The sequence below is a fragment of the Porphyromonas bobii genome (genome assembly GCF_943169685.1).
Taxonomy (GTDB): domain Bacteria; phylum Bacteroidota; class Bacteroidia; order Bacteroidales; family Porphyromonadaceae; genus Porphyromonas; species Porphyromonas pasteri.
In genome coordinates, this window is the sequence record NZ_CALPBU010000004.1 from 63,108 (window position 1) to 78,315 (window position 15,208).

Consider the following 15,208-nt stretch of genomic DNA (forward strand, 5'->3'; position numbering starts at 1 on the left):
CTGAGCGGATTATAGTTCGGAGGAAGAAGGCGTGACAAGGGCAAGTAGTGTCTCGAGGTAGTGACGACTATTGGAGAGACGTGGCACCTTGTGCTGCCCACCGAGCTTGCCTTCACTCTCGAGCCAGCGGTGGAAGAGCCCCTTCGGAGCAACATCTACCGTGAGTGGAAGGAGGGTCATATCCTCATAGCGCTTAGCATCGTAGTCGGAGTTCAGCGCGCGCAGAGCAGTATCGAGGTCGGAGGTAAATGTCGCGAGATCACGGGGAGGCTCCTCGAACTCAATGAGCCACTCATGTCGCCCCTTCCCTTCGTCGAGGAAGAAGCGCGGCGCTGCCGTGTATTCGCTCACACGTGCTCGGCCATCACGACGGCAGGCTTCGCTCAGAGCCGCATCGGTATTGGCGACCATCACCTCCTCACCAAAGGCATTGATGAAGTGCTTCGTGCGGCCCGTGATGACGATGCGGTAGGGGTGGAGCGAGGTGAAGCGCACCGTATCGCCGATGATATAGCGGTAGAGACCACCCAGAGTCGAGATGACCATGGCGTAGTCACGCCCGAGCTCGACCTCCTCCAGACGGAGAGCACGACAGCTCGAGTAGTCGCCCGAGGCGGGTAGCTCATCCAGCGGGATGAACTCGTAGAAGATCCCGTAGTCCAGCATCAGGAGCATCCCCGCCTCAGCTGGGTCATCCTGGATAGCGAAGAAGCCCTCACTGGCATTGTATGTCTCCTCGTAGCGCATACGCTCAGAGGGGATAAGTTCGGCGTAGGTACTACGGTAGGGAGTGAAGCTAATCCCCCCGTGGAAGAAGACCTCCAGGTCGGGCCATACTTCGGTGATCGTCTCGCGCCCCGTAGCTTGGAGCACCTCCTTCAGTAGGACGAGCATCCACGAAGGCACACCCGAGAGACTCCCCACACGTGCGGTGGCGACCTCCTGCACGATGGCCTGCATCTTCGCAGTCCACTCGCTCATCAGGAGCGTCTCGCGCGAAGGCACACGGAGCATATCTCCGAGAAGTGGCATGTGCTCGACGAGGATGGCACTGAGGTCTCCCGAGAAAGCCTTGCCTCCGCTTAGGGGCATAGGACTGTGACTCCCCCCGAGGACGAGCCCCTTCGTCGAGAAGAAGCGGGAGTCGGGGTAGTTCCTCAGATAGATCCACAGCGCATCGCTCCCACCACGATAGTGGCAGTCCTGCAGATGGAGATAGGGTACGGGGATGTACTTACTGCGGTCGCTCGTCGTACCGCTGGACTTGGCGAACCACTGGCAAGACCCAGGCACGAGGACATCACGCTCGCCACGGGTCATGCGCTCGATATCGTCCTTCAGCCCCTCGTAGTCTACGATGGGTACATCGGTGCAGTAGGAGCTGTACGTCGTCTTGCGGGTGAGTCCATAGCGGCGCCCGAAGTCGGTGCGGGCTGCACGGGCGAGGATATGGCGGAGCTGCTCAGCTTGAAGCTCTTCGGCACGTGTGGCATACTGCTCGATACGGCGTAGACGAAGCTTCGCAACCTGATAGACGAGACTGGTCTTGAGATCCATAGACTAAGAGAGGGGGGTATGGGGATAGTTCTCACGCTTGGCGAGTGCACGGCGCACGTCCTCTACCTCGAGATAGCGGGTATAGAAGGCCGACTCGCGGGCATGGAGTGCACGCTGCCAGCTCCCGGCGGGGCAGAGATGACGCAGGCGACGCCAGCGGAGATAAGCATTGTAGTGACGGAGGAAGGTGGGGGCACTCATCCCTTCGGAGCGCTGGGCATAGCGCAGTGCCAGCTTCGGTAGGCGGTGAAGCCAGAAGCTATCGCAGGCGGCCTCGAGGGCAGGCTGCACCACAGCAGGATCCCAGCCTCGCGCCTCAGCATAGGCACGACCGAGAGCTTCGGTAGCACGGGGATGGGCGAAGAGGCGATCAAGATTGCGAATACTCGCACGCAGGCTCAGCGGAGTAGCGGTGAAGTACATGCGGTTCAGGTCGACGAGCATGAACGTGTACTCCTCCTTCGCGCGATCATATATATAGGGGATATTCCCTGGCGAGAGATCTTCGTGCACGATACCACTCTCGTGGAGCTCGGCGAGGAAGGTAGCCAGCGCACGCGTCAGCGACTCATTGACCTCACCCGAGCGAGCCTCATACTGAAGGTCGACCCCCGTGAAGGCGAGGTAGCGCGTGACGTAATAGCTGTCCTCGAGACCGCCCAGTGCGCTCCGCTCTTCGGCATAGCCGATGGGCTCGGGGGTGGCAATGCCGTAGGCTGAGAGCTGCACGGCATTCAGCAGGGAGCGCCGTGCCTTGCTGGAGTTCGTCCAGCCATAGTAGAGGCGACGCAGGAGCGACAAGCGCCCGAAGTGCTTGATCGTAAAGTCCCCCTCAGGGCACTCGACACGGTAGAGGACATTGCGCCCGCGGTAGATCTCGGTGATATGCACTGCTGGAGGGAGCTCGCTGCTCCCCCCTTCGTGGAGGTGAATATAGCTGAGAAGCTGGGTCAGAAGGGCCTCACCCTCGGGGACGACGCTGTGATATCGGAGCAAATCTTTCGTATCATTAGGGGCGAAGACCTTCGCCGTGGTTCAGTAGCAAAGATACAAACTATCCCCGCCCATTGCTTGGAGCGCGAGGCTCCTGCATCAAAATCGCCTCCTCATCGGCAAGCCGTATGGAGGCAAAGTTGATCTGCAAACCACTATTTGTTTGGTACACGAATGAATAGAGGAGCCTGCTACCGAGAGTCCTGCCCTCTATTTATTCTGCTAAGGTATCGTGCACCCAGCTCCCCGATATACCTCTCCGAAGTGACCGAGCAAGCCCTTTGCCTTATCGCAAGTATTCCTCTCATCCAGCGGAGGGAAAAGCATCGTTCTCGTGAAGAAAAAACCGCCTTCACGTAGTGGTATTCTTCTATCTACGCACGTAGTCTTAAAGACCAGGCACGTCAGTCCAAATATCCACGTACGTAGATATTAGAGCCACGTACGTAGTCCAAACTTATCTCCCACTCGTCCGCAACTTTTATCCCTACGCGGAGCAACAAGCTAATAGAGGTCGCTTCACAAAGCTATATAGCTTCGCACCGAAAGCTATATAGAAATCAGTTCAAAGCTATATAGCTTTCCTCGCCTTCCTATATAGGTCGGAGCGCAAAGCAATATAGGTTGCCACCACCCCCTATTATTGCTGGGCACTATGGAAGAGCTATCTTTGTAGATACACGAATATATTCACCCTCTAAATAGTTACATACGACAGCACTATGCGAATGACTACCCAGGGCTTACGCTATACGGCACTCGCCTTGTCCCTCTCCCTGACGAGCCTCTTCGCGACTCAGGCTGAGGCGGCTGTGGATAGCCTTCAGCTCATCCCACGCCCCGTAAGCGTCACCTATGGCATGGGCACGCTCCGTCTGCCCCATACCCTCCGTCTCTCCGCTGGAGCACCCACCTCCCTCAGCGACGGACTCAAGAAGCAGTCCTTCACCACGACCGCTGCCAAGGGCCGCATGAAGGGTCTTATCACGACCCGTCTCGATGCCTCCGTCCCAGGCCTCGAAGGCTACCGCCTCGAGATCGGCAAGCAGGGGATCACCCTCACTGCCCGTGATGAAGCGGGTCTCCGACAGGGTACGCAGTCCCTCCTGCAGATCACTCAGCAGTACGGAGGAGCCCTACCCTACCTCACCATCACCGACTCAGCACGCCTGGCCTATCGCGGCGTGATGCTCGACGTCTCGCGTCACTTTATGAACCGCGATATGATCATCCGCCTCTTGGATGAGATGGCTCGCTATAAGCTGAACCGCTTCCACTGGCACCTCGTCGACGGTGGTGGCTGGCGCTTCCCCTCGAAGAAGTACCCCCTCCTGACGAAGAAGGCAGCCTTCCGCACAGTAAGCGATTGGGATCAGTGGTGGCAGAAGGATCGCCGCTTCGTCGACGAAGGCACCCCTGGGAGCTACGGCGGCTACTACAGCCTGGAGGACATCCATGCCGTACTCAACCACGCTACCCGCCTCGGCATCACGGTCATCCCTGAGATCGAGCTCCCAGGACATAGCAACGAGATCTTCGCTGCTTATCCCGAGCTGAGCTGTCTCAACGAATGGGCCTTTGAGAACTCCGACGTATGTATCGGGAATGAGAAGACCTTCAAGTTCTTCGAAGATATCCTCGACGAAGTCATGGCGATCTTCCCCTCGAAGTACATCCACATCGGTGGCGACGAAGCTACGATGAAGCACTGGGGCAAGTGCGCCAAGTGTCAGGCACGTATGAAGAGCGAGGGGCTCAAGGACGAGCATGAGCTCCAGAGCTATATGATCCGCCGTATCGAGAAGTACCTCAACAGCAAGGGACGTAAGCTCATCGGCTGGGATGAGATCCTCATGGGTGGTCTCGCTCCCGACGCTACGGTCATGAGCTGGCGTGGCGAAGAGGGCGCTATCCAGGCTGCCAAGGAAGGCCACGATGTCATCCTCACCCCCAATAGCCACGTCTATCTGGACCTCTATCAGCGTGAGTCCGATCACGAGCCCCGCGCTAATGGCGGCTTCATCCCTCTGGAGAAGGTCTATTCGTACAACCCCGTACCTAAGGAACTGACGCCTGCCGAGACCAAGCACGTCCTCGGTGTACAGGCCAACCTCTGGACGGAGTACGTCCTCGATGAGCCCCATGCCGAATACATGCTCTTCCCCCGTATCCTGGCACTCTCGGAAGTCGCATGGACGCCCCAGCAGGATCGTGACTATAAGAACTTCCTGACGCGTGTGAACTACCACGTCCCCGCACTCAAGAAGCGTGGCATCAACGTCTATCCTCTGCGCCGTATCGCTGCCATCAATGAGGTCGACACCGTGAAGCACCTCGTCTCTGTAAGCCTCGACAGTGAGCGCCCCACAGCTGACATCCGCTACACGACGGACGGCACAGAGCCCACAGCTCGCTCGCCTCGCTACACAGGTACGCCTCTTACCTCACGCGACTCCCTCATCGTCAAAGCCCGCCTCTTCGAGGGCGACAAGATGATCGATGCTGCCCCTATGATCTCCTTCCGCACCGACTACCACAAGGCTATCGGCAAGAAGATCACCTACAACGACTGCACGTGGAATGAGCGCTACACCGCAGGTGGCTCACGCGCCCTCATCGATGGCGTGCGTGGTACGCCCACCTACCTCGATGGTCGCTGGCAGGGCTTCACCTCACCTATGGACGTGACGATCGACCTCGGTGCCGTGACGGAGCTCAGCCACATCTTCGCCAAGTTCATGCAGGAGCGCGTCCAGTGGGTCTACATGCCCGGTGATGTAGAGATCCTCCTGAGTGATGACGGCGTGAACTTCCGCAGCGTAGCTCGCCAGAAGACGCTCACCTCTGAGGACATCTATAAGCCCGTCTTCGAGACCTTCTCTTTCCCGATGAAGGAGCGTGCGCGCTATGTCCGCGTGAAGGCAAGCAACAACCGCTCGGCTGGGCACTTCATCTTCTGCGACGAGATCATCGTGCACTAAGCCTCCCGATAGCCACAGCGGCTATACCATAATATATATGACACCGTCCCCAGACGAGCGAGATACTGCTCATCTGGGGACGGCTCGTATAGTACCTCTCCCCTCATCGACCTCCCCTCCTACCGCTAAGCGATAAGCCTACTCTCCAATAAGTAGGGAAAAGTTAATAACTTTGTGCCGAGTATGCGCCCGTGGATCCAGACGGAGAACGGGCATTCCACAGCACCTCTTTGGGGCAATTTCATCGCCCACCAATGAAGGGGTGACAGATGATAAATTATTAGATGAAACATAAGATCAAGTCCTTGCTTTGGCTGACCTTTGCACTGGTCTGGATAAGCATCTTAGGCGGTATCTTCGCTATTTCCATGGGGTGGATAGGCTACCTGCCCCCGATCGAGCAGCTTCAGAACCCGATCGACAAATACGCCTCACAGGTCCTCGCCGCTGATGGTGAGGTCATCGGTTCCTATGCTCACGGGGGCTCCAACCGCGTCCTTGTTGACTATAAGGACCTCTCTCCCAACCTCGTCAAGGCTCTCATCGCTACGGAAGACGTTCGCTTCGAGGGGCACTCGGGTATTGACTTCCGTTCGCTCGCACGTGCCATCTTCAAGACGGGTATCCTGCAGCAGAAGAGTGCAGGGGGTGGTAGCACCATCACCCAGCAGCTGGCTAAGATGCTCTACTCTCCTCCCAGCTCCAACTTCTTCACCCGTATGATGAAGAAGCCCGTGGAGTGGGTCATCGCAGCTAAGCTTGAGCGCTACTACACGAAGGAGGAGATCCTGGCGATGTATCTGAACCAGTTCGACTTCCTCTACAACGCCGTAGGGATCCGCTCGGCTGCCTTCACCTACTTCGGGAAGACGCCCGCAGAGCTTAACCTCCAGGAGTCAGCGATGCTCATCGGGATGTGTAAGAACCCCTCTATCTACAACCCCATCCTCCGCGCTAATAGCCCCCTCCCCATGGAGCGACGCAACACCGTCTTCCAGCAGATGGAGAAGGCTGGCTACCTCACAGAGCGCGAAGTCGACTCCCTCTCACGTCTCCCCATCAAGACGTCCTTCCACCGCATGGACCACAAGCAGGGTATAGCCCCCTACTTCCGTGAGCACCTGCGTAAGATTATGATGGCGGATAAGCCCGACCGCAGCGACTATGCTTCGTGGCAGTACGCCAAGTTCCGCGACGACAGCATCCAGTGGGAGACCAACCCGCTCTACGGCTGGTGTAATAAGAACCGCAAGCCTGACGGCTCCCCATACAATATCTATACAGACGGGCTGAAGATCTATACGACGATCAACCCCGCTATGCAGCGCTACGCTGAGGAGGCCGTTGAGGAGCACCTCGCAGGGCATCTCCAGCCAGCCTTCGACCGCGAGCGCCGCGCTCGTGGTGGCGATCCCTTCAGCACCTCGATCTCAGCCGATCAGCGTAAGAAGATCCTTGAGCGTGCCATCCGCCAGTCTGAACGCTGGCGTCTAGGCAAGGAGGACGGACTGTCGGATTCGGAGATCCGTGCGCAGTTCGACCGCAAGACGAAGATGCAGGTCTGGTCTTGGCGTGGTCAGCGCGATACGGTGATGACGCCCCTCGACTCGATCCGCTATATGAAGGGGATCCTCCGCTCGGGCTTCGTAGCGATGAACCCTCACAACGGCCACGTCTTGGCCTATGTGGGTGACATTAACTTCTCCCAGTTCCAGTACGACATGGTGTCTGACGGGCGCCGTCAGACGGGGTCTATCATCAAGCCCTTCCTCTACTCTCTGGCGATGATTGACGGGGCTTCCCCCTGCGATCAGGTCCTCCACGTACAGCGTACCTACCGCCTCGACAACGGGCAGACCTGGACCCCACGTAATACCAACCACCGCCGCGTCGGTGAGATGGTCTCCATCCAGTGGGGGCTTCAGAACTCCGACAACTGGGTGACGGCCGAGCTGATGAGCCGTACCTCTCCGCTGACCTTCAAGCGTCTCTTGGAGAGCTATGGTCTACGTGGCCCCATCGAGGCTACGATGGCTATGTCGCTCGGTACTCCCGAAGCGACCGTCGGCGAGATGGTCTCGGGCTACACCACCTTCGTCAATGACGGCGTACGTGTAGATCCCATCCTCGTCACTCAGATCGAGGATATGCACGGCAATATCGTCGCGACCTTCGCTCCGAAGATGACTGAGGTACTGACCGCTGACGCTGCACACAAGATGCTCTACATGCTCCAGAACGTCGTCAACGGCGGTACGGGGGGACGCCTACGCTCCTCCTTCGGCCTGCAGATGCCTCTGGGCGGTAAGACCGGTACGACGCAGAATAATAGTGACGCATGGTTCATGGGCTTCACTCCCGACCTCGTAGCTGGCTGCTGGGTAGGTGGTGAAGAGCGTAGCGTGCGCTTCAACTCGATGGCCTTCGGTCAGGGGGCGGCGGCTGCACTGCCTATCTTCGGGAAGTTCCTCAAGAAGGTCTACGGAGATAGCAAGCTCGGCTACCTCTCCAACATACCCTTCCAGCTCCCCGAGGGCTTCTCGCCCTGCTACGATGCAGGCAATAGCGACGAGGCCGTCGAGATCTACGAGGGTGTCAACCCCGACTCCATAGGCTCCTACACCCCATTCTAAGGGGGGAAGGAAATCCCTACTGCATACCGAATAGATAAGACCAATAGATATAGCACGTGAATAAGGTCGCACTCATCACCGGGGTAACGGGCCAGGACGGCTCCTTCCTCGCAGAGTTCCTCATCGAAAAGGGCTACGAAGTCCATGGTATCATCCGACGCTCCTCGTCCTTCAACACGGAGCGTATCGAGCACCTTTACTTCGAGGAGTGGGTGCGCGACATGAAGCGTGGTCGGGCACTCAACCTGCACTATGGCGATATGACCGACTCCAGTTCGCTCATCCGCATCATCCAGCAGACCCAGCCCGACGAGATCTATAACCTCGCAGCTCAGAGCCATGTGAAGGTCTCCTTCGATGTACCTGAGTACACTGCCGAGACCGACGCCACAGGTACACTACGTCTCCTCGAGGCTGTCCGCATCCTCGGGCTGGAAAAGAAGACGAAGATCTATCAGGCCTCGACTTCTGAGCTCTTTGGTCTGGTACAGGAGATCCCCCAGCGTGAGACAACGCCCTTCTATCCTCGCTCCCCCTATGGGGTAGCTAAGCTCTACGGCTTCTGGATCACAAAGAACTACCGCGAGAGCTACGGTATGTTCGCCGTCAACGGTATCCTCTTCAACCACGAGAGTGAGCGCCGTGGCGAGACCTTCGTCACCCGCAAGATCACTCTGGCTGCTGCTCGTATTGCAGCAGGAGAGCAGGACAAGCTCTACCTCGGGAACCTCAGTGCCCTGCGCGACTGGGGCTATGCCCGTGACTATGTCGAGTGCATGTGGCTCATGCTGCAGCACGACACCCCCGAGGACTTCGTCATCGCTACTGGTGAGCAGCACTCCGTACGTGAGTTCACCGAGCGCGCCTTCCACGAGGTAGGTATCGACCTACGCTGGGAGGGTGAAGGAGTCGAAGAGCGTGGTATCGATATCACCACAGGTCGCGTCCTCGTCGAGGTTGACCCGAAGTACTTCCGCCCTGCCGAAGTAGAGACCCTCTTGGGCGACCCCACAAAGGCCAAGGAACTCCTCGGATGGAATCCCAGCAAGACCTCCTTCGAAGAGCTGGTACGGATCATGGTACGCCATGATGTCGCCTACGTCCAATCCCACAAGCACGCCTAATGGACTCACCCAAACTCTCCCCTTCGACCAAGATCTATGTCGCAGGGCATCGTGGGCTCGTAGGCTCCGCTATCTGGCGCAACCTTGAGCAGCGTGATTACACCAACCTCATCGGCCGTACCCATGGTGAGCTAGACCTCACGGATCCCGTCGCTGTGCGTGCGTTCTTCGATGAGGAGCGCCCCGAGGCGGTGATCCTCGCAGCAGCACACGTCGGGGGGATCATGGCGAACAATACCTATCGTGCTGACTTCATCTACGACAACCTCCAGATACAACAGAACGTCATCGGAGAGAGCTTCCGCCACGGCGTAAAGCACCTCCTCTTCCTCGGCAGCACCTGCATCTATCCCAGAGAGGCCGAGCAGCCTCTCCGCGAAGAAGCCCTCCTCACTGCTCCTCTGGAGTACACCAACGAACCTTATGCTATCGCTAAGATCGCAGGGCTCAAGATGTGCGAGAGCTTCAACCTCCAGTACGGCACGAACTACATCGCAGTCATGCCGACGAACCTCTACGGCCCCAACGATAACTTTCACCTCGAGAATAGCCACGTCCTACCAGCGATGATCCGCAAGATCTACCTTGCCGATCGTCTGCAGCACAGAGACTGGCAGGCTGTGCGCATAGACCTAAGCAAGCGCCCCGTCGCTGGCGAAGACGGCACGGGAGATGAGGCGACTATCCTCACGCTCCTTGAGCGCTTCGGCATCCACTCCGGCCAGGTCAACCTCTGGGGCTCAGGCCGTCCGCTGAGAGAATTCCTCTGGAGTGAAGATATGGCCGATGCCTCGGTACACATCCTTCTCAATACGGACTTCCGCTCACTCTGCCCCCAAGATGGCAGCCCCATCCGCAACTGCCACGTCAATATCGGCACGGGGAAGGAGATCACGATCGGTGAGCTGGCACAGCTCATCGCCCGCACCATCGGCTTCAAGGGACGTATTGAGTGGGACAGAACCAAGCCCGACGGCACGATGCGCAAGCTCACCTCCGTAGAGAAGCTCCACAGCCTTGGCTGGCACCATCAGGTGGAGATCGAGGACGGCGTACAGCGCCTCTTCGACTGGTACCGTACCCACTAATAGCATCCCCGAAGCGACCTCGTCTGAGATGTCCCGACGCTCCAAGTACATCAAGCGTATCTTGTGGGGAATCCTCCTCACGCCCTTCGTCCTAATCCTTCTTGTAGCAGTACTACTATACGTACCGCCCGTGCAGCGCTTTGTCGTACAGCGCACCGCTGCCTACCTATCGGAGAAGACTGGGATGCAGGTATCTGTTGGGAACATCCACCTCGCCTTCCCTCTTGACCTCTCGCTTCAGAAGCTACAGGTCCTCCGCAGTCCTGGCGACACACTCATCTCGGTCGGGTCGCTCAGTCTCTCCCCTGCCCTACGCCCCCTCTTCGACAGCCAAGTCGAGGTCCCTCGTATTGCTCTCGACAGCCTGACCTACAATCAGCGCGACAGCCTCGGCTTGAGCCTCCTGCAAGTACACCTCCCAGCAGCCACTGCCGAGCAGCTCTTCGTTGATCTCAACAAGGAGCGCGTTGACCTCAACCGCCTCACGACCCAGGGGGGCTACATCCGCTACTACTCGACCGACACCACGAAGAGGCCTGAGGAAGAGAGTGAGCCGCTGAAGTGGCTCATCCGAGCTGGCGAGATAGATCTGCAGAAGACTCGCATTGAGGTCGCCATGCCGCTGGATTCACTCCTCATCGATACGGATGTCGACCGCCTCAAGATCGATCGCGGAGAAGCTGACCTCAATAAGATGCGCTTCCAGGTCGCCCACGCCAAGATCGATGCGAAGAGCCTACGCTACTCCGTCGACCAGAACTTCTCCAAGCTCCCCTTCTTCGATCCCCAGCACATCCAGATCCATGACCTCCACCTCGAGGGTGAGGACATCGACTCTGAGGGTATGCGACTTAGCCTCCTTCTACGGCACGCACAGCTGCGTGAGCAGTCGGGGCTGAAGCTCCTCCATCTCAGCGGACACTATCAGATGGACAGCCTCGCTATGCGCCTTGATGGGCTTGATCTCATCACCGATGCCTCCTCCATTAAGGGCTATCTCTCCATGCCCTGGAGCCTCCTACAGTCTGACCGCAAGGCACAGCTCGAGCTATCTACCAACACTTCTCTCGGCATCAAGGACGTCCTCCTCTTCGCAGGAAAGACGCTCCAAGAGACCCGTGATGGACGCGAACTTTTCAACACCTTCGCCCGACACCGCCTCCTTGCGCCACTCAAGATACAGACCGAGCTGACGGGGACACTCACCGCGATACAGATTCGTCAGGCCGAGCTCAAGTGGCCCGACATCCTTGACCTCAATCTCTCGGGGACGCTCAGCGAAGTCCTTGAGATGCACCGCTCAGGTCGTCTCAAGCTTCGTGGACGTGTGGGTCCCAAGGCTAATACCCTCCTCGGACTCCTTGCTCCCGAGCAAGCTAAGACCTATCGCATCCCCAGCCCACTCACACTCTCTGGTGATGTCGACATCCGTCGAGGCCGTTATGAGGGAGATCTCACAGCAGAGGAGGGTACGGGCAAGCTCCAGCTGAAGGGCCACTTCACTGAGGCCACTAAGACCTATGACCTGGTGCTGAAGGCACAGGATATTGATGGCCGCCACTTCATGCCTCAGGACTCCATCGGGCTGGTTAGCCTTGACGTAGCTCTTCAGGGGCGCGGCTTCGATCCACTCAGTCCCCATACGCAGCTCTCTATCCGAGGCCGACTGCATGAGGCAAATCGGGGTAGCATGCATCTGCAAGACATCACCCTCGACGGCTCCCTCCAGTCGGGGAACCTCGGGCTCTCCCTCAACAGCATGAACCCTGGGGCAAACTTTACGCTCCAGCTTGACGGGATCTTCTCCCGCCAAGGCATCAATACAGGCATCGGACTGGAGCTCGTTGACCTCGACCTCCAGCGCTTGGGCTTCTCCGAGACACCACTTGCGGGGAAGCTCCGTCTGGAGGGTGAGCTCCGCTCCGACCTCAAAGACACGCACACCATACAAGCCGTACTTGATGGTATGAGCTTCACTATGGGCGATGAGAAGATCGCCCCACCACAGGCTGAGCTTCATGTATCCACGTCGTCACAAGACATTCATGCCGGCCTCACCTCGGGCGATATGAAGGCCTCCCTCTATGTCGGGAGCAGCCCCACCGTAGCGCAGAAGGACGTCACGCTCCTACTCGATGAGACCCTCCGTCAGATCGAGCTCATCACCTCAGGAAAGTCCGCGACGAAGCATCTTGAGGACCTCGCTATCCACCTACCGAAGGCGACCTTCAGCCTCTCCATGGGCAAGGACAACCCACTCCGCTACTACCTCGCAGAGCAGCGTATCGCCGTAGGTTCCCTGACGGCCAACCTCGCTACCTCTCCCCAAAATGGGATCAGTGGCAATGTAGCCATCTCCGATCTTCGCGTTGACACTCTCCGCATCAACGCGGCCCAGCTCAATATCTCCACTGAGCGCACAGCTATCGCACGAGGTGATAGCATGTCCCTCGCTCTCTTCGGTACGGTCATGAAGTCCCACTTCCGCGAGCAAGAAGGCTTCACTATCAACACCGACCTACGCACAAGTCTCGAGAGCGGACACCTCGACGTCTCCTATCAGGATGAGCGGGGACAGACCGTGCACGCTGCCGAGGCTTCGGGTAGCTGGTCGGGCGAAGCTTACCAGCTTCACTTCCTCGGTGACCGCCTACGTATCGCCTACAACGACTACACCATCAATCCCGACAACCAGCTCAGCCTACGTAAGCGGGACAACTTCCTCCTCGGCTCACTCAAGCTCACCGGTGAGAAGCGAGGCGAATTCTCCCTGCAGGGCACCGAGGAGACACCTGGAGTGCAGGACATCCTACTCAGTATCCACAACCTCCATCTTGAGGACTACCGCAGTCTGGGACTCCCCGACGTCGGTGGGATCTTCTTCGGCGACGTCCACTACCAGCGTAAGGGCGACCTCAGCCAGCAGCCGACGATCTCGGGTGACCTCTCCATCAGCGACCTACGCTACGAGGACAAGAAGCTCGGACACTTCACCTCCTCCCTCTTCTACGAGCCACGTAGCGGTGACTCCCATTATATCACTGGGGAAATTGGCTACAACGGTCAGCCAGCGATGAGCATCGATGGGATCTACTATCCCCGTGAGAAGGTCTCCCCGCTCAAGGGAACACTCACGCTTACCTCCTTCCCGCTGGAGCTTGCGAACCCCTTCCTCGCGGAGAATAGTACCACGCTTGCGGGGACAGCCAACGGGAGTATCAGACTCTCAGGGAAGCTCACCGAGCCACTTCTCTCGGGGCAGATGCACCTAAACAAGGGTATGCTGAACCTCAACGCCTACGGGACACACCTTGCTCTCGACTCTATCCCCGTACGCATGGAGGGCTCAGATATCTTCTTTGACCACTATGCACTACGTCCCTCAGGAGATCCGAAGAAGGCGATCTATATCGATGGCTCGATACATAAGAGTACCACACCACAGGCTACGGCTTCGCTACGCATCACCTCTGATGAGCTGACCCTCCTCGACGAGCCTCGCCCCACCCGTGACGACCAGCTCCTCTATGGTAAGATCATCGCCTCGACACGTATGGTGGCTACGGGTCCCCTTACCTCACTGCGCGTCCGCGGTAGCGTGAACGTACTCAGCGGTACGAACTGCACCTACGTCATGCGCGAAGACCCGCTGACAGCCAGCCAGCAGACCGATCAGCTCGTCCAGTTCATCGACTTCTCCGACACCCTCTTCACAAAGAAGGTAGAGATCGCCCCCACCTCCCTTGGTGGGCTTGATGTGAATCTGACGATCAACGTGGACCCCTCGGTACTTATCGGCGCCGACCTCACGGCTGGCGGCACAGACTATGTCCATGCACAGGGGGGCGGCACGCTTCATTTCACCTATCCGCCCTACGGCGAGATGAGTATGACGGGACGCTACGAGATGAGTGGTGGTGGCGAGCTGAGCTACACCCTCCCCGTCGTGGGCAATAAGCGCTTCTCCATCGATCCCACCAGCACCCTCACGTGGACGGGACCGATATCCAACCCCTACCTCAACTTCTCCGCTGTCAATAAGGTCAAGGCCACCGTATCCAGCTCGTCGGAGAACTCCCAGCGAGTGAACTTCAACGTCAGCATCCTCATCAAGGACTACGTCAGCAAGATGAACCTCAGCTTCGGCATCTCCGCTCCGGAGAACCTCTCCGGGCAGAATAGCATCTCGACGATGACCAAGGAAGAGCAGAGCAAGCAAGCCATCGCCCTTATGGCGACAGGTATGTATCTGGCAGGTGGCTCGGGGGCAGGCAATCTGGACCTCAACTCCGCACTGACCTCACTCCTGCAGTCACAGATCAACAAGACCGCAGGCAAGCTCCTCCAAGGCACCGACCTCAACCTCGGCGTCGACCACTACGATGGCTCTTCGGGTGAGGCTGCTCGCACGGACTTCACCTATAGCTTCAGCCGCCGCTTCTACAATGACCGCATACGTATCATCGTCGGGGGTAAGGTGCAGAGTGGCGCAGGCGTGACAAACCAGGGGCAGACCTTCCTCGACAACGTATCTCTGCAGTACCAGCTCGATAAGAGCGGTGAGCAGTACCTCAGTCTCTACCACAAGCTCGTCACCGACAACGTCCTCGAAGGGGAATTCACCGAGACGGGTGTGGGGTATGTCATACGCCGCAAGATGTCCAGCCTACTCGACCTCTTCCGCCGTAAGCGCAAGAAGACGACGACCGACACCACGACGACGCTCTTCCGTCAAGTATGGAAGCCCCGTCTCGATACGCTCTCGACTCAGCCGAGCCTCACGAGCGACTCGATGCCTACCCTCCGCTACCAAGCGAAGTAAGGCCTCCAGC

General features: G+C 58.2%; 7 protein-coding genes. 5 read left to right on the top strand and 2 right to left on the bottom strand.

What is annotated here, in order from left to right; all coding sequences use genetic code 11:
• Window positions 1-9: 9 nt before the first annotated feature.
• Together KO088_RS05090 and KO088_RS05095 are read right to left on the bottom strand one after the other, a co-directional pair.
• Complete coding sequence (locus KO088_RS05090; protein WP_215493848.1) at window positions 10-1,557, bottom strand: GH3 auxin-responsive promoter family protein; 1,548 nt, start codon at window positions 1,555-1,557, stop codon at window positions 10-12.
• A gap of 3 nt (window positions 1,558-1,560) precedes the next feature.
• Window positions 1,561-2,553, bottom strand: a complete 993-nt coding sequence (locus KO088_RS05095) for a lipopolysaccharide kinase InaA family protein (RefSeq protein ID WP_215493849.1) — start codon at window positions 2,551-2,553, stop codon at window positions 1,561-1,563.
• Window positions 2,554-3,272: 719 nt separating this feature from the next.
• Here KO088_RS05095 and KO088_RS05100 point away from each other — a divergent pair.
• The 5 genes from KO088_RS05100 (at window position 3,273) to KO088_RS05120 (ending at window position 15,198) form a co-directional block, all read left to right on the top strand.
• Window positions 3,273-5,531, top strand: coding sequence for a glycoside hydrolase family 20 protein (locus KO088_RS05100; RefSeq protein ID WP_251419823.1), 2,259 nt, complete (start codon window positions 3,273-3,275; stop codon window positions 5,529-5,531).
• A 284-nt stretch (window positions 5,532-5,815) separates the two neighbouring features.
• Complete coding sequence (locus tag KO088_RS05105) at window positions 5,816-8,164, top strand: transglycosylase domain-containing protein (protein WP_215493850.1); 2,349 nt, start codon at window positions 5,816-5,818, stop codon at window positions 8,162-8,164.
• A gap of 56 nt (window positions 8,165-8,220) precedes the next feature.
• Complete coding sequence (gene gmd / locus KO088_RS05110) at window positions 8,221-9,288, top strand: GDP-mannose 4,6-dehydratase (RefSeq protein ID WP_215493851.1); 1,068 nt, start codon at window positions 8,221-8,223, stop codon at window positions 9,286-9,288.
• A complete protein-coding gene (locus tag KO088_RS05115; RefSeq protein WP_215493852.1) occupies window positions 9,288-10,376 on the top strand; it encodes a GDP-L-fucose synthase family protein in 1,089 nt (362 codons plus the stop codon). Before gmd ends, KO088_RS05115 begins: the two co-directional genes overlap by 1 nt.
• A gap of 28 nt (window positions 10,377-10,404) precedes the next feature.
• Complete coding sequence (locus tag KO088_RS05120) at window positions 10,405-15,198, top strand: translocation/assembly module TamB domain-containing protein (protein ID WP_215493853.1); 4,794 nt, start codon at window positions 10,405-10,407, stop codon at window positions 15,196-15,198.
• Window positions 15,199-15,208 lie beyond the last annotated feature (10 nt).

Excerpts from the sequence above, each read along its gene's own strand:
- KO088_RS05090 (WP_215493848.1), bottom strand. The coding sequence starts at position 1,557 with ATGGATCTCAAGACCAGTCTCGTCTATCAGGTTGCGAAGCTTCGTCTA.
- KO088_RS05100 (WP_251419823.1), top strand. The coding sequence starts at position 3,273 with ATGCGAATGACTACCCAGGGCTTACGCTATACGGCACTCGCCTTGTCC.
- KO088_RS05105 (WP_215493850.1), top strand. The coding sequence starts at position 5,816 with ATGAAACATAAGATCAAGTCCTTGCTTTGGCTGACCTTTGCACTGGTC.
- KO088_RS05115 (WP_215493852.1), top strand. The coding sequence starts at position 9,288 with ATGGACTCACCCAAACTCTCCCCTTCGACCAAGATCTATGTCGCAGGG.
- KO088_RS05120 (WP_215493853.1), top strand. The coding sequence starts at position 10,405 with ATGTCCCGACGCTCCAAGTACATCAAGCGTATCTTGTGGGGAATCCTC.